The sequence below is a fragment of the Stenotrophomonas sp. YJH_SMC_27 genome (assembly GCF_059369815.1).
The window spans coordinates 153,306-168,371 of sequence record NZ_JCAFTA010000003.1 but is presented as its reverse complement, the minus strand read 5'-3'; the positions used below and the strand labels follow the sequence as shown (position 1 = coordinate 168,371).

Annotated in this window: 12 protein-coding genes and 1 riboswitch; of the genes, 4 read left to right on the top strand and 8 right to left on the bottom strand. The window is 67.9% G+C overall.

Going from position 1 to position 15,066, the window contains the following annotated elements; all coding sequences use genetic code 11:
- Positions 1-30: 30 nt before the first annotated feature.
- The 3 genes from AC5P7R_RS06770 (at position 31) to AC5P7R_RS06760 (ending at position 2,096) form a co-directional block, all read left to right on the top strand.
- The gene (locus AC5P7R_RS06770) at positions 31-399 is read left to right on the top strand and encodes a VOC family protein (protein ID WP_478436141.1); all 369 of its coding nucleotides are present in this window, start codon (positions 31-33) and stop codon (positions 397-399) included.
- 122 nt (positions 400-521) lie between these two features.
- Positions 522-1,496: a Dyp-type peroxidase gene (locus tag AC5P7R_RS06765; RefSeq protein WP_058980203.1), complete on the top strand. Its 975-nt coding sequence runs from the start codon at positions 522-524 to the stop codon at positions 1,494-1,496.
- A gap of 180 nt (positions 1,497-1,676) precedes the next feature.
- Entirely contained in the window at positions 1,677-2,096 is a 420-nt protein-coding gene (locus AC5P7R_RS06760) for a hypothetical protein (RefSeq protein ID WP_207049752.1), read from the top strand.
- A 105-nt stretch (positions 2,097-2,201) separates the two neighbouring features.
- Here AC5P7R_RS06760 and pnuC read toward each other — a convergent pair whose 3' ends face one another.
- From pnuC to AC5P7R_RS06725, 7 genes are all read right to left on the bottom strand, one after another.
- Entirely contained in the window at positions 2,202-2,771 is a 570-nt protein-coding gene (gene pnuC, locus AC5P7R_RS06755) for a nicotinamide riboside transporter PnuC (RefSeq protein ID WP_031269344.1), read from the bottom strand.
- An 8-nt stretch (positions 2,772-2,779) separates the two neighbouring features.
- A complete protein-coding gene (locus AC5P7R_RS06750; protein WP_478436142.1) occupies positions 2,780-4,969 on the bottom strand; it encodes a TonB-dependent receptor in 2,190 nt (729 codons plus the stop codon).
- A 70-nt stretch (positions 4,970-5,039) separates the two neighbouring features.
- Positions 5,040-5,135: riboswitch (TPP riboswitch) on the bottom strand.
- 43 nt (positions 5,136-5,178) lie between these two features.
- Entirely contained in the window at positions 5,179-6,303 is a 1,125-nt protein-coding gene (locus tag AC5P7R_RS06745; RefSeq protein WP_111104927.1) for a phosphotransferase enzyme family protein, read from the bottom strand.
- A 125-nt stretch (positions 6,304-6,428) separates the two neighbouring features.
- Positions 6,429-6,836 (bottom strand): glycine zipper 2TM domain-containing protein, encoded by a 408-nt coding sequence (locus tag AC5P7R_RS06740; RefSeq protein ID WP_021202098.1) that lies wholly within the window; start codon positions 6,834-6,836, stop codon positions 6,429-6,431.
- Between the two features lie 246 nt (positions 6,837-7,082).
- Entirely contained in the window at positions 7,083-9,068 is a 1,986-nt protein-coding gene (locus AC5P7R_RS06735; RefSeq protein WP_478436143.1) for an XVIPCD domain-containing protein, read from the bottom strand.
- A 112-nt stretch (positions 9,069-9,180) separates the two neighbouring features.
- Positions 9,181-9,951, bottom strand: a complete 771-nt coding sequence (locus tag AC5P7R_RS06730; RefSeq protein WP_134729736.1) for a hypothetical protein — start codon at positions 9,949-9,951, stop codon at positions 9,181-9,183.
- Between the two features lie 378 nt (positions 9,952-10,329).
- Positions 10,330-10,968, bottom strand: a complete 639-nt coding sequence (locus AC5P7R_RS06725) for a response regulator (RefSeq protein WP_019661903.1) — start codon at positions 10,966-10,968, stop codon at positions 10,330-10,332.
- Between the two features lie 75 nt (positions 10,969-11,043).
- Here AC5P7R_RS06725 and AC5P7R_RS06720 point away from each other — a divergent pair, with 75 nt between their 5' ends.
- Entirely contained in the window at positions 11,044-14,643 is a 3,600-nt protein-coding gene (locus AC5P7R_RS06720) for an ATP-binding protein (RefSeq protein ID WP_134729734.1), read from the top strand.
- Here the strand turns inward: AC5P7R_RS06720 and AC5P7R_RS06715 are convergent.
- The gene (locus AC5P7R_RS06715) at positions 14,637-15,038 is read right to left on the bottom strand and encodes a c-type cytochrome (protein ID WP_021202094.1); all 402 of its coding nucleotides are present in this window, start codon (positions 15,036-15,038) and stop codon (positions 14,637-14,639) included. The two genes, AC5P7R_RS06720 and AC5P7R_RS06715, sit on opposite strands and share 7 nt — an antisense overlap.
- Positions 15,039-15,066: the final 28 nt, after the last annotated feature.

Here is a 15,066-nt window from a genome sequence, read left to right as displayed (position 1 = left end):
GATGCTGGGCTCCCAACACGGAGCCACGCCATGAGCCACGCCGCATCCCGCGATGCCGAACGCCGCATCGACAACATCGAATTCAACGTCGCCGACATTGCCCGCAGCAAACGCCTCTACGGCGAGGTGTTCGGTTGGCACTTCACCGACTATGGCCCGGCCTACACCGAATTCGACGATGGCCGCCTGAAGGGCGGCTTCGTGGCCGACGTGCCGGTGCGTGTCCACGGAGGGCCGCTGGTGATCGTGTATTGCGCGGACCTGTCCGACGCGCAGCAGCGCGTAGTCGCTGCCGGTGGCGAGGTGGTGCGGGCGGTGTTCGCATTCCCCGGCGGCCGCCGCTTCCACTTCCGCGACCTGGATGGCTACGAGCTGGCGGTCTGGAGTGATGTGGATTGAGGTCTTCGTACCTTCGCTGGTGGACGGAACGAGAACCGCTCCGTCCCCGGTCAGGCGGTTCCGCTATGATCGCCCGCACATCGCCACACGCGACGCGCCCGCCTCAAGCCCGCAGGAATACCGTGAACACCCAGCCCGCCCAGATCACCGCCGTCAACCACACGCTCGACAATGAGCCGCAGCAGATCACCGCGCCACTGACCCATTCGGCGGCGTTCCTGGTGCTGAAGGTGAAGGATGATGAGGCGTCGATCGCCAGGGCGCGCGAGGTGCTGGCCAGCACCGACGACCTGATCAAGAACACCGCCATCCGCGAGATCGAACGCACCTTCACCTGCAACGTGGCCATCGGCCACCGTGTGTGGCAGCCGCTGGTGGGCACCACGCCGCCGCGCGAGCTGAAGCCGTTCCGCGAGATCAAGGGCGCCACCCACACCGCCGTGTCCACGCCGGGCGACCTGCTGTACCACATCCGTGCACGCACGATGGACCTGATCGTGGCGTTCGAGCGCAACCTGCTGATGGCCTTCGGGGATGCGGTGGAAGCGGTCGATGACGTGGCTGGCTTCCGCTATTTCGATGGCCGCGACCTGCTCGATTTCGTCGACGGCACCGCCAACCCGGAAGGGCTGTCGCTGCCGGAAGCCACGATCGTGGGTGAGGAAGACCCGGAACATGCCGGCGGAAGCTACGTGGTGGTGCAGAAGTACCTGCACAATCTCGATGCCTGGCGCGCGCAGAAGACCGAGGCGCAGGAGGCGATCATCGGCCGCACCAAGCACGACAACATCGAGCTGGACGATGCACCGGCCGATGCGCAGAAATCGCACAAGACCCTGTGCACCATCGAGGACGCCGACGGCGAGCACGAGATCCTGCGCGACAACATGCCGTTCGCCAACCCGGGCCGCGGCGAATACGGCACCTACTTCATCGGCTACACGCGCCGCCTGTGGGTGATCGAGAAGATGCTCGAGCGCATGTTCATCGGCAATCCCGCGCCGCTGCACGACCGCATCCTCGATTTCTCCACCGCCACCACCGGCGTGACCTTCTTCGCGCCCTCGCGCAAAGTGCTGGCCGATCTGGGCGACTGATCGCGGCTCTCGTCCTTGCGCATGCTACTGGCCGCTCTGTTCCAGTAGATCCACGCCACGCGTGGATGGTACGCACGTTGCCCGTAGCAGCCACGCATGGCGTGGCTCTACTGTGCCGCCATCTGCCTGTCATCTGCCGCCCCGACCATCAGCCGTTGGATGAGAGCGCAGGGGCGGGCGATGGCGATGGCAAGGAACACAACCGGCGCACGCCGCTGGTGGCGGCCGCTGGCCGCGGTGTTCGGTGCGCTGGCACTGGGGAGCGCCGCGGTGTCCGCGCAGGACGCCCCTGCGCATTGGATGGCCTACGCCGCTGCGGTCGGTGGCCAGCTGCAGCAGCGCCTGCAGCAGGAGCAGGACCCGCAGGCGCAGCGCGTGCTGGAATGGCTGCAGGCACATCCGGACGCACCGACGCCGCTGCCGGTGAGCGTGTGGATCGCGGCGGATGGCCGCATCTCGAAGCTGGAATTCGACAGCCTGGGTGACGCCCAGGTCGACGCAGACCTGCGCGCGACGCTGCAGGGCGCGCCGTTGCAGGCAGCCCCGCCGGCCGACATGCGCCAGCCGCTGCGGTTGGGCCTGTTGCTGGAGCCGAAGTAGATCCACGCCATGCGTGGATGTGGTGGGTAGATGCCGACCTTGGTCGGCAGGCGCGCGGCAACCCAGGTTGGCGACTACCGGTAGCCCGCCACGCATGGCGTGGCTCTACTGCGTTGCCACCTGTGGCTCGCGCGCGGCGGCGCTCCATGCGCGCAGGCCGAACACGGCCAGGCCGAGGAAGAACACGTACAGCGCGGCGGTCACGTGCAGCGACTTGAACAGGTACGCGCCCACGTAGACCACGTCCACCGCGATCCACACCCACCAGCAGGCCACGTGGCGGCGTGCCTGCCACCATTGCCCGACCAGGCTCAGACCGGTCAGCAGCGCGTCCAACCACGGCAGGGCGGCATCAGTGAAGCTGTGCATGGCTGCACCCAGCGCCACGCCACCACACAGGCCGATGGCCAGGTCGCGCAGCAGCGTGCCGCGCGCCAGCGGCACGATGCGGATGCTGCCCTCGTCGGCGGCATGCTGCCGCCAGTTGAGCCAGCCGTAGACCAGGAAGCCACCGAAGGCGACCTGCAGCAGGGTATCCGAGTACAGCTTGGCCTCGGCGAATACCAGCCCGTACAGCGTCACCGACAGCAGGCCCACCGGCCACGCCACCAGCCGGCGCCGGGCCATCAGCCAGACGCCAAGGATGCTGCACAGTGCGGCGGTCCACTCGAGCATCACGCCGCTCACAGCGCGAACGTCACCGATAGGCGGGCCTGTCGCGGTGCGCCGGGGAACAGGTAGTAGTCACCGCCGCTGCTGCCGGTATCGCGCCAGTAGAAGCGGTTGAACACGTTGTCCACCGACAGGTTCCAGGTCACCGCACGCTCGTGCAGGCGATGCTGGAAGCGCAGACCAGCGTCGAACACCGAGTAGTCCGGTGCGCGCACGCCGCCGTCGGCGCGTGCCACGTTGGCACCGGCATAACGCCAGCCGCCAGTGACATCCAGGCCCTGCACGAACGGCAGCGCGTAGGCCAGGTGCACGCTGGCCCGCACCTTCGGCACATTCACCAGCTGATGGCCTTCATAAGCCGGCGTGCCGGTGTCGCGCGCACGCGCCTGCAGCACGCTGGCACTGGCCACGATCTGCAATGCGTCGGTCAGCTGGCCGTTGGCGGTCAGCTCCAGGCCGGTGTGGGTCTGGGTGCCTTCCTCGACGAAGGTGTAGCCCACGTCGCTGTTGTCCGGCCTGGCGTACTGGTACGGCTGCGAAATGCGGAACACGGCCGCACCCAGGGTCAACGCCTCGACCGGCACGTACTTCACGCCCACTTCCAGCTGGCGCGACTGCACCGACGGCAGGAAGGTGTCGGCATTGCTGGTCCAGAACGGCGCTTCCTGGCCAAGCGAAATGCCGCGCACGTAACTGGCATAGGCGTTGAGCTGGTCGGTGGCCTTCCACACCAGCGCGGTCTGCGGCAGGAAGCGTGACAGGCGGCTGTGCCGCTGCGGGGTGCCGCGCTTGTCGTAGGCGCGCTCATCGAGGCGCACGAAGCGGCCACCGGCCAGCCACTGCCAGTCGTCACCGAAGCTCATCCGGTCCAGCGCGAAGAAGGCGGTCTGGCGGCTGTCCAGGCGACGTGCGGACGGGCCGGGCATCTTCGGCGACGGCTCGAACACCGGCACCGGTGCCTCGTGGATGTTGCTGGTGCCGACGTACTCGTTGACGCTCGGGCGCTTGTCCACGGTGCGGCGGAAGTAGTCGGCACCGAGGGTCAGCTCATGGCCGACGCTGCCGGTCTCGAAACGGCCGCGCAGCTCGGCACGGGCCTGCTGGTTGCGGCGGGTGTCGTCCGGGCTGCGGTAGTCGTAGACGTCGTAGTCGCCATTGGGCGCGAAGTAGTTGCCGGGCACGCTGCCATCGGCGCACTGCACGGCGTAGTAGCAGCCATAGGCGAAGGCGACGTTGTCATCGATCACCGACCGGCTGTGGCCGACCGACACGCGGGACTGCCAGGCGTCGTTGAAATCGTAGGTGTGCAGCGCGGTGATGTTGGTGCTGGCAATATCCACCGGGCGCTGCCACGGCTGGTAGCCGAGCAGGTGCTCGCGGTCGACGCCGCGCGGCAGGTCACGCGCGCCCAGCAGCTGGTAGCCGGACACCGAACGTTGCGAACTGGTCTGGTAATTGGCGTCCACCTCCAGCTTGCCGCGTTCGCCGATCAGCCAGTCGGCCGCGAGCGAGTAGAAATTGCGGCGGCCATCGGCGTGCTCGACATAGGAATTGCTGGAATCCCACGCGGCATTCAGGCGCAGGCCGAAGCGCGGGGTGATCCAGTGGCCGACATCGACGGCGACGTAGCGCGAGCCTTCCGAATCGGTGCCGAGCGTGGCGGTGCGCACTTCGGCCGGGCGCTTGCCGATGTAGTTGATGATGCCACCCGGTGCCATCACGCCTGCGGCCAGGCCGGCTTCACCCTTGAGGATCTCCACCGACTGCACGTTCTCCAGCGCCAGGCGCTGTTCGCCGGCGATGGACAGGCCGTTGAAGCGGTAGCCGGTGGCGGCGTCCAGCGCGAAGCCACGGATGGCGATGTTCTGGTAGTAACCCACCGGCGCATACGCATGACCGAGCGAGGCATCGTTGCTGGCCAGCTCGGACAGCGAACGCACCTGGCGACGGTCGAGATAGTCGCGCTCGAGCACGTTCACCGAGGCCGGCGTGTCCTTCCAGCTGCCGCCACCGAAGGCGTTCACGCGCGAGGTATCGGCTTTCGGTTTGCCGGCCTGCACGCGCACCGCTGCCAGTTCGGTCGGCGAATGCTCGGCGCCGGTGGCAGCCGCATCGGGGGACGCCTCGGCCTCGCTGGCGTGCAGCGGCAGCGCGGCGCAGAGGGCGAGGGAGAGCAGGGTGGGGCGCAGGCAGCGGTTCATTCGATTCGTCTTCGGACAACAAGGGAGACGAAGCGACGGCGCGCAGGTGCACCGGCCCATGACGGGGGTGTGGCTGCGGCTCAAAGCTCCCTACGCCGGTGCAAACCGGATCAGGTTCCAAGGGACTCTCTCAGCCTGGCAGATCCAGGCACCCCCGCTTCAGGTGACCATTTCACTACAAATGGTACGGATTTGCGAGCCGGCGCCCTTCAGGCTGCCGCGTGCAGGGCCTGCAGCAATGCCTGTCCCGGCGCGCTGTGGAACCACGCCGGGTGCCCCAGCATGAAGGGCTGCCACGCCACGTCGGCATTCGCGGTCGAGCCGGTGACACCTTCGAAGTACTCCACTTCGGACAGTGCGAAGTCGAAATGGACCATCGGCAGCAGGTCGGCCAGCAGGTGCACGCGTGCCGCCGACAGCGGCAGTACCTGGCGGTAGCCGTCGAGCAGGGCCAGCGCGATATCGATGCGCACCGCCTCCATGCCGCGCTCCAGCTCCAGCCACGCCACCGCGTTGCGCTCGATCGCGGTGGCGAGGTCGAACAGTGCGCTGGTGGGCGAGGCCAGGCCGAAATCCAGCACGGTGCTGATCTGCCCATCGCGCCACAGCAGGTTGGAAACATGCCAGTCGTTGTGGGCCCACAGCCGCGGCTCGTCGCGCAGGCGCTTGGCCAGGCCGGCATGCCACGGCAGCACGTCACGCTGCAGCTGCGCTTCCCACGGAATGCGCGCGAGATAGCGGGCCAGCGCGGGGCGCTCGTGCAGCCCTGCCTTGATGGCCGCGATCGGATCGTCGGCGCGGATCAGATCGTCGCGCGCGACCAGCACATGGGTGCTGCGCTGGGGCGCGTGGTAGCTGGCGGCGGCACGGTGCAGCTGTGCGAGTGCGCGTCCGGCTTCACGGGCCTGCGCGATATCGGTCAGCAGCGACCACGACACCGCGTCGCGATACAGGTCCTCACCGACGCCAACCGCATGCAGCTCGAAGGTCCATTCGCCATGCTCGACGGCAGTGTGGCCATCGGTGGCCGGCAGCACCTGTACTACCGGCACGCCGGCGGCGGCGAGATGGGCGATGAAGTGGTGTTCTTCTTCCAGGCAGGCCGCGCTGCGCACGCTGTGGTGGTGGCGCTTGATGAACACCGCGCCGTCCCTGCCATTGACGATGGCGGCGGCCGACAGTGGCCGCGGGCTGTGCCAGCGCGGTTGGCTCTGCTCGTCCAGCTGAGGGTAGCGCTGGCGCAGCCACGCAATGTCCGCCGCGCTGATCGGTGGCCAGTCGGCAGCAACCTCGTCGTTGTTCAGGCCCTGCACGCGGTGGGAGGAAGAAGTCATGCCGCAGCCCCGGTGGGGAAAGTCGCATCCAAGGCTGCGCATTCAACGCCATGCACGTGGCCAACGCAAACGGGCGGGTCATCGACCCGCCCGTCCGTGCATCGGCACGGGAGATGCCGTGCCGCTTACCAGCCGCGATGGCGACCGCGGTCGTGGTAGTAGCGGTTGTCGTAGTAGCGCTCGCGCTGCCAGCGACGGTTGTCACCGCGGTCGTAGTAGCCGCTGCGGTAATAGCCACGGTCGTAACGACGATCGTAGCGGTCGTCATAGCGGCGGTTGTCGTAGTAACGACGGTCGCGGCGGTCGGAGGTGGTCAGGTTGCCGATCGCGCCGCCGGCCACGGCGCCGCCCACGGTGGCGGCAGGATCACCGTTGGAGAGCAGGTTGCCGGCCACGCCACCGACCACGGCGCCGACCAGGGTGCGCTTGTCCTTCCTCGACATCGCGCTGGCATCGCTGACCACGGCCACACTGGCCACCAATGCCAGAGCCATCGCCAGACCACGGAAGCTGAGTGCGGAAGTACTGAGCATGTTCGTTCTCCTGTGAGGTGCATGCCACGCTGGGCAGGGAGGGCGCGGGGCGCCCCGGCTGCCGTGGTGTCCACGCTGGCGTTCCAACATTGCCGGAACATTGCCTGGTCCACCGTGCGGCTTGCGCATTCATCTAGCGGCAGGCGGCATGAAGCAAGGCTGAAAGCGGCCCCGGCCGCTCAGCTGGCAGAAAGGGAAAAGGCCACGCGGACGTGGCCCTCCCTTCTCTCCCAAGGCGCTGCGGGCTTAGACGCCCATCGCCTTCTGTGCCTGCCGGGCCTGCTCCTGCTGGGCATCCTGCTGCTGGTGCAGCACGTTTGGGGCGCCCTGCACGGCACCACTGCTGAGCGCCAGGCTCTGCTCGCTGGCGGCACGGGTCTCCACCGCCACGCGGCTGGCCGCCGGGTCACCGATCGTGCCCTGCACGGCGAACAGGCGCTCACCGTTCGGGCTCGGCACCACTGTGTCGATGCGTTGCAGGCCGGCGGCATGCGCCTCCTTGGTCAGGGCCGCGGCGGCGCTTTCCAGCGCGTGGCGATCCTTGAAGGTACCTGCCGGCAGCCGCTCCAGGCCCTCGGTGGCCTGCAGGTACATCGGATTGCGTGGGTGCCGCTCGTCGTTCAGCAAGGGCCGTTCGCGTGCTTCCTTGATCGCTTCCAGCGTCTTCGGACCGACGATGCCGTCGACGACCAGGCCGTTGTCCTTCTGCAGCTGGCGCACTGCCGCGTCGGTGTTGCGGCCGAAGCGGCCATCCTCGACCAGTGGCTTGCCGTCGGCGCCGACGTAGCCCAGGTGGCCCAGCTGCTCCTGCACCTTGCGCACGCCCTCGCTGTGTGCGCCCTGCTTGTACAGTTCGGCGTGCGGCGTGGCGGCCGCCTTGTGCTCGGCGTTGGCCTTGCCCTGGGTCTGCTCGTGCGACTGGGTGCGGTTTTCCAGCAGGTCACGGGCCTTGGACAATGGATCGGACGCGAACAGCTTCCAGTGCGGGTGGTCCTTCACCTGCTTGAGGTAGTCCTCCACCGGCATGGTGTGCACGCCCTTGCTGCCGGTGGACTGGCTGATCAGCAGCTTGTCGGTGTTCGGGTCGCGCACCACCATCACGATGTGGTCGATGCCGTTCCAGTGTTCATGGCGGGTCCTGGCCGTATCCAGGCCGATGATCATGCCTTCCTTCAGCGCACCGGGCTTGAGGATCGCGTCGCGGTCAAGCAGCACGCCGGACTGGTCGAATGCCTTGCGCACGATGCCGCCGGAACCCAGGTTGCCCAGGTCGATGCGATCGGCCTTGCTGAACACCGCATGCCCGGCCTTCTGGTTGATCTCGTCCATGGTCCGGTTCTGCAGCGTGCCGACCCAGCCGGAGCAATCGATGTAACCCTGGTCCACGTTCTTGCCGGTCTTGCCCGGTACGTACAGCGCGTGGCCCGGAATGTTGATGGCGTACTTCACATCGTCGTACTTCACGCCGGCCTCGTAGGCGGCCTGCAGTTCGATGCCCGGTTTCGGCGCGGCAGCGGCTGTTGCGGTTGCCGCCAGCGTGGCAGCACCGGCCGCCACGGCTGCGCTGGCCTGTGCAGGCGCGGCCGGGGCCTGGCCCTGTGCCACCGCCTGCGGTTCGATGTTCTTTTCCGGGATGCTGATCGCTGCGTACTTGTGGATGTAGTAGCTGGAGAAGGCCCGTGCCAGGTCGCCATCGTTCATGCCGCGCATTTCGGCCAGGCTGTGGCCGGTCAGCGCCTTCGCGTCCGACCCGATCTGGTTCAGCACGTTGCGGCGCATGTTGATCTCGTCGCCGTGGCTGTTGCGGACCACGCCGAAGGTGCCGGTGGCAATGGCGGTCTGCACCGAGCCATAGCCGGCACTGCCCTGCTGGTGGGCCAGGTACAGGTCCAGCCCGGTCGGCGTACTGTCGCCGGACAGGTACGGGTGGCCGGTGCGCTCGTTGCGGCGTGCCATCGAGTCCAGGTTGTCCTGGTACATCTGCGCGGCCGCTTCGGTGTTGCGGGTGGGGTCGAACTCGTGGCCGGTCAGGTGGTACTGGCGTGCGGACCCGGGCACGAACTGGAACAGGCCCTTGGCGCCGGATGACGCGTTGTGGGCGCGCTCGTTGAACGTGCCACCGGTCTCGATGTACGCGAAGCGCATGAAGTCGTCGACCGGAATGCTCTTCTGCCTGGCGACCTGCTCGACGATGTCCAGGACTTCCTTTCTGCTGTAGTCATGCTGTGCCATGACGTTTTTCCTCGGGGTTGATGGAGCGGCGCATGCCGCGAATCGCCAACCGGACTCATCCGTGAGTCAAGAACATGTCGGTCAACAGGGGACCCGCGCGTGGCGGGTGCTTTCAGCGCGCGAGGTACTGCTGGGTCGCGCTGTCGAAGGTGTAGTGCACGGTGTCGCCGGCACCCAGGGTGCGGGTCCTGCCGGGGCCTTCGAGGGTGGTGCCCTTGAAGGTCACGGTCAGTCGCGGCAGGCCGTTGCCGTCGGCAGCGAAGGCCAGTTCGCCGTCGCTGCCGGTGCAGGGCATCACGTTGCCTTCGTCGCAGGCGGCGCTGTTGTCCTCGCCCGTACGCACCGAACCGACATAGCGCCAGACCTTGCTGTCCACGTCGTCTTCGCTGCGCTTGGGGTTGAACAGCAGCAGTGCATAGCCGGTGCTGCTGATGCCGCGGTCGAAGCTGCTGGTCGGCACCGCCAGCAACAGGCGACCGTCGGCGGTTCGATGTTCAAGCAGCTTGCGCCGGGTATCGATATCGTCGGCCTTGTCGTAAGCGCCCAGTGCGCCGATGGTCCATTCCTGGCCACGGAACTTCCAGGGCTTGTTCGCGTCGCTGCCGGCCAGCACGAAGGTGGCCTCGGCGAGGTTGGCGCGGTCATCCGGGCCGGCCGGCGACTGCTCGCCCGGCTTGCCGTAGTGCTCGCGGGTATCCCAGGAGAAACCCGTGTAATACGTGGTGCCGTCGAGGGTGAAGGTATGGCCGAACCAGAAGGTCGCCACGCTGCCGTTCTGGACCTCATAGGAGGTCGCGCCATCGCCATCCACTTGATAGGTGAAATACATCACGGTCGGCGCGTCGGGCGGGGTAACGGCGGTGTCGGGAGAGGTGTTCTGCATCGTGGCAACATCCTGTCGGGGCGCATTGGCAGCCTGCGCAGGGGCGCCGGGCTGGGAGGACGAGGGGACCGGATCGGCGGCGCTGCAGGCGGCAGCGGAAAGAGAGACGAGCAGGCACGCCGCGAATGCGCGCAGAGGCCGCAACGGCAGGGTCCAGCGTAGCTTGGGGGGATGTTGCATGCGCCTCTCCATGGTCAGCGTTGCCGGGCCAGACGGCCGGCAGGGAACCGCGCCACGTCCACCAGGGACGGGAGCGAGGACATGAGCCGGTCGATTCCTTCGACCTCGCATTGGGAACTCATGCCCCACCATCTTGGCACAGATCGGCGGTCCGTCAAAGAGGGCAGTGCCAGATGCCCTTCTTGTGCGATCTGGCTCTCAGATCTTGCCGTCGCGCAGGTAATCGAACAGCTCGGCGTCGCCCTTCAGGCCCAGTTTGAGCATGGCATCACCTTTCTGCCGGCTGATGGTGCTGACGCTCTTGTGCAGCTGAAGCGAGATTTCCTTCACGGTCATGCCGGTGCCGAGCAGCCGCAGCACCTCCACCTCGCGTGGCGACAGCGGCTTGCCGTCACCCTCGCGCATGCGCCAGCTGCCGGCAGCCTCGACCCGCTCGCGCAGGCTGCGGCTGATGTAGGGCTGGCCGCGGTAGACCGACTGGATGGCCTGCGGCAGCTCGTCCATCGACGAACTCTTGTCGACCAGGCCGAGCACGCCGCTGTCGAGCACCATGCGCAGGATCGCCAGATTGCTGGAGACGCTGAGCATCAGCACCGGCAGGTCTGGATGACGGCGGCGGATCATGCCGATCATGGCGAAGCCGTCGGCCTGCGGGCTGCCCGGCATGGAGTAGTCGGTCACCAGCAGGTCGCAGGGCTGGCTGCCGAGCAGGGCCATCAGCGCCTGCGCGCTGTCGGCTTCGCCGACCACGCGGCCCACCCCGCTCGATTCGATGACGGCGCGGGTACCGATACGGACCACCGGGTGGTCGTCTGCGATGATGATGCGCAAGCTCATGCTCTAGTATGGCCACCGGGCTGGCTGGGCCGCGACCATCGCGGTCCCTGGCAGGATTCTAGGAGATCGACGCCGATGCGTAGCTGGGCTGTTCGCGGGCTGGTCCTGCTGCTGGTCGTACTGGCGCTGCCGGCAGCGTTGGCGCAGGCGGTGCCCGGGCCGTTGCCGCTCAGCCCCCTGCAGCGCGAGTACCTGGCCGCCCATCCGAGCATCGTCGTGGGTCAGTATGACAGTGGCTGGCCACCGTTCGAGTCCCTCCGTGATGGTCAACAGGTTGGCCTGGGTCCGGATTATCTGTCGCTTCTTGCCCGTCAGTTGGGCGTGAAGGTGGAGGCAAGGCGCTACTCCGACTGGACATCCGTGCTGGATGCGGCATGTCGTGGCGAGATTGATGTGGTGATGAACGTCGGGCTCAGTGCCGACCGCACCCGCTGCATGGTCTACACCGCCGCCTATGGCGAGGCCCCGCTGGCCCTGGTGGGGCGCCCGGATGACCTGCGTGCCTCCGACAATCCCGATCTGGACGGACTGCGGGTGGTGATCGAGCAGGACTTCCTGACCGGGCCCCAGGTGCGCGCCCGCTTTCCGCATGCGCGCCAGCTTGTCGCAAACAACTCGTTGGCGGCCTTGGAGATGGTCAGAGACGACAAGGCCGACGTTTACATCGGCAATGCCTATGTGGCCACCGAACTGATCGCCCGCGAGGACCTGCAGGGCGTCGTGCTGCTGCGCCCCAGCGATCTCCCGCCGGAGCGACTGCACTTCGGCATTCCCAACGGCAAGCAGCCACTGGCCGAAGCGCTGGACCTGGCGCTGGCCGCGACCAGCCAGGCCCAGCGCGATGCGCTGGCGCAGCGCTGGCTGCCACCTCCGCGGTGGTCGGCATCGGCGCAGCTGGCGCTGAGCCAGGCCGAGAAGCGGGTACTGGAGCAACCGTTGAGGATCGGCTTCGCGCCGAACGCGGCGCCACTGTCGTTCGCCGACCAGGATGGCAACCCCAGCGGCCTGGCCAGCGAATACCTGCGCCGCCTGCTGCAGGCCGGCGCCAACCTGCAGGTGGAAAACAGCCATGACTGGTACGAAGTGCGCGAGAAGGCGCGCCGCGGCGAGCTGCAGGCGGTAATGGGCATTCCGGCCGATTCGCGCTACCTGGGCCCGGACTGGGTGTTCAGCCAGCCCTTCATCAGCGTGCCGAACGTGATCGTCAGCCGGCGCGACAGCCCGGCGCTGCTGGGCTTGTCAGACCTGCAGGGCAAGCGGGTGCTGCTGTCCGATCCGGAGCGCGTGCGTGGTTATGTGCTGCAGCAGGCACCGCAGGCCCGGATCATCGCGGCGCGCAGCGCGGAACAGGCCCTGCAGCGCCTGATCAATGGCGACGCCGACGCCTATATAGGCAATCTGGCCGTGGTGGACCACCTGCTGCGCAACCGCTTCCCGGGGCGCCTGCAGGTGGCCGCACCGGCCGGCTTCAACGATCAGCTGGTGCTGGCTGTCGAGCGTCGCCATGCCGCCCTGGCCACCACCTTCGACCGCCTGCTGCTGCAGATGACCCCACGCAAGCGCGAAGCCCTGCGCGGCGACTGGCTGGCCGTCGAATACCGCAACGGCCTCGAGTGGACCCGCGTGGCGCGCTGGGGCGTGCCGCTGCTGCTGGTGCTGCTTACCGCGCTGCTGGTGCACGCCATCGGGCATTGGCGGCTGCGCCGTGAGGTAGCCGGGCGTCGCCATCTGGAACAGCGCCTGGCCGAAGTCACCGACAACCTGCCCGCCGTGGTCTATCAGGCACGCCGTGCGGCTGACGGAACCCTCAGTTTCCCGTTCATTGCCGGCGACCTGCAGGCGTTGTTCGGGATCAGCCGGCAGCAGGCCGAACAGGATGCAACCTGCCTGCTGGAGCGCATCGAGGAAGATGACCGCGAGCACATCCTGCATGCGGTCGAGCAGGCGGCGCGGCAGTTCGCGCCGCTCATTCTCGAGTTCCGGCTGCGTCCTGAAGGCACCGGCGCGCGCTGGGTGCGCAGCCAGGCCCATCCCTATGCTGCGGAAGCGGGCGCGGTGATCTGGAGTGGTTACTGGGTGGACGTCAGCGAGGCGCGTGCGCAGGCCGAGGCCCTGACTGCGGCCAAGGCAGAGGCCGAACAGGCCGCGGAGGCGAAGTCGCGTTTCCTGGCAACCATGAGCCATGAGATCCGCACGCCGATGAGCGGCGTGCTGGGCATGCTTGAGGTGCTGGCCCATTCGCCGCTGGATGCCGAGCAGCAGCGCATTCTCGACGTGATCGAGGATTCCGCGCAGATGCTGCGGCAGATCCTCGACGATATTCTCGATTACTCGCGGCTGGAGGCCGGCGCACTGCGCCTGGAACCGGTGCCGCAGCCGCTGCGGCCCTTGCTGGAGAGCGTGTGCCGGTTGCTGTCGGCGCAGGCCAGTGCACGTGGGCTGGACCTGCACGTGCAGATCGACCCACAGCTGGCAGCGGCGCACGAAGTGGATGGCGTGCGCCTGCGCCAGATCGTGTTCAACCTGCTCAGCAACGCCATCAAGTTCACCGTGCGCGGCGAAGTGCGGTTGCAGCTGGAAGTGCTGGGGCCGACCGCCGAAGACGGCAGCCAGCCGCTGTGCCTGAGCGTCACCGACACCGGCATCGGAATCGCGCCGGAACAGCTGCAGCACCTGTTTGCGCCGTTCACCCAGGCCGGTGCATACATCCAGCGTGACCATGGTGGTACCGGCTTGGGCCTGAGCATCTGCCAGCGCCTGGTGCAGATGATGGACGGCGAACTGGAGCTGCACAGCACGCTGGGCGAGGGTACCCGCGCCGAGGTGCGGCTGTCGCTGGTGGAAGCCGGCCGTGGCGATGTTGAAGCGCTTGCCGCCGAGGAGGAACAGGCGGCGCTGCTGCCGCCGGCGTTGCGCGAGGCACGCGTGCTGGTGATCGAAGATCATCCGACCAACCAGGCGATGATGGCCTGGCGCCTGCAGCAGCTGGGTGTGCCGCATGTGCTGGTCGGCGATGGCCAGCAGGGGCTGGACCGGTTGGCGTCGGAGCCGTTCGATCTGGTCATCACCGATTGCCGGATGCCGGTGCTGGATGGCTTCGCCTTCACCCGCCTGCTGCGCGAACGCGAGGGTCGCAACGGCCAGCCGCGGCTGACCGTACTGGCGCTCACCGCCAGCGTACTGGACGACGATGCACGGCGCTGCCGCGAGGCCGGCATGGACGAAGTACTGTCCAAGCCGCTGTCGCTGGCAACCCTGCGCGCCGCGCTGCTGCGCTGGTTGCCGCAGGCGCAGGGACTATCGGTTGCGGAGCCGCAGGCCGGACCCGCTGCCGACGATGGCGGGACGCTGCCTGATCTGGCCAGCCTGCAGCGGCGGTTCGGCTCACGCGTGGTGGCCGAGCAGCTGCGCGACAGCCTGTTGCAGGCCAGCGAGGGCGATCTGGCGGCCGTGCAACGCGCCGTGCAGGCCGGCGACCGCGAAACCGCGGCGCTGCACCTGCATCGCCTGGCCGGCGGCCTGGGTGCGGTTGGGGCGACGGTGCTGGCCGGGCAGGCCAACGCACTGGTCGAGCGCCTGCAGGATGCGGGCGAAACCGATCCGGCACCGGTGTTCGCAGCCGTAACGGCGTTCGTGGCCCGGCTGCAGCATCAGCTGCAGCGCCTCGCTCACTGAGCCGACTGCTGTTGCAGGTAGGCGATCACCAGCGCGCGGCGTTCGGCGCTGGGAAAGGCGTTGTACATGCGGGTGCCGGGCACCACGTGGGTGGGCGACTGCAGGAAGGCATCCAGGGTCTGCGCGCTCCAGGTGATGTCGGCGCGGCGCATGCCCTCGGAATAGCCGTAGTCGGGCAAGCTGCCGGCGCGGCGGCCGATCACGCCATGCAGGTTCGGCCCGAAGCGGTGGATGCCGCCGGGCTGCACGGTGTGGCAACCGGCGCACAGTTCGAACGCGCGCTGCATGGCCTGTTGCCGGGCCTGTTCGGGCGTGGCGGGCGCAGCAGGCGGGCGCTGGCAGGCCGTGGCGAGCAGGGACACGGCAATGGCAATGAGCAGGCGGTCGGCGCGCATGGGCGGCAGGATAGCGGTGCGGTCGAGC

What these genes read in the sequence shown, in the direction of transcription:
- AC5P7R_RS06770 (WP_478436141.1), top strand. Translation starts at nt 31, where the DNA reads ATGAGCCACGCCGCATCCCGCGATGCCGAACGCCGCATCGACAACATC.
- AC5P7R_RS06760 (WP_207049752.1), top strand. Translation starts at nt 1,677, where the DNA reads ATGGCGATGGCAAGGAACACAACCGGCGCACGCCGCTGGTGGCGGCCG.
- pnuC (WP_031269344.1), bottom strand. Translation starts at nt 2,771, where the DNA reads ATGCTCGAGTGGACCGCCGCACTGTGCAGCATCCTTGGCGTCTGGCTG.
- AC5P7R_RS06750 (WP_478436142.1), bottom strand. Translation starts at nt 4,969, where the DNA reads ATGAACCGCTGCCTGCGCCCCACCCTGCTCTCCCTCGCCCTCTGCGCC.
- AC5P7R_RS06745 (WP_111104927.1), bottom strand. Translation starts at nt 6,303, where the DNA reads ATGACTTCTTCCTCCCACCGCGTGCAGGGCCTGAACAACGACGAGGTT.
- AC5P7R_RS06740 (WP_021202098.1), bottom strand. Translation starts at nt 6,836, where the DNA reads ATGCTCAGTACTTCCGCACTCAGCTTCCGTGGTCTGGCGATGGCTCTG.
- AC5P7R_RS06735 (WP_478436143.1), bottom strand. Translation starts at nt 9,068, where the DNA reads ATGGCACAGCATGACTACAGCAGAAAGGAAGTCCTGGACATCGTCGAG.
- AC5P7R_RS06730 (WP_134729736.1), bottom strand. Translation starts at nt 9,951, where the DNA reads ATGCAGAACACCTCTCCCGACACCGCCGTTACCCCGCCCGACGCGCCG.
- AC5P7R_RS06725 (WP_019661903.1), bottom strand. Translation starts at nt 10,968, where the DNA reads ATGAGCTTGCGCATCATCATCGCAGACGACCACCCGGTGGTCCGTATC.
- AC5P7R_RS06720 (WP_134729734.1), top strand. Translation starts at nt 11,044, where the DNA reads ATGCGTAGCTGGGCTGTTCGCGGGCTGGTCCTGCTGCTGGTCGTACTG.
- AC5P7R_RS06715 (WP_021202094.1), bottom strand. Translation starts at nt 15,038, where the DNA reads ATGCGCGCCGACCGCCTGCTCATTGCCATTGCCGTGTCCCTGCTCGCC.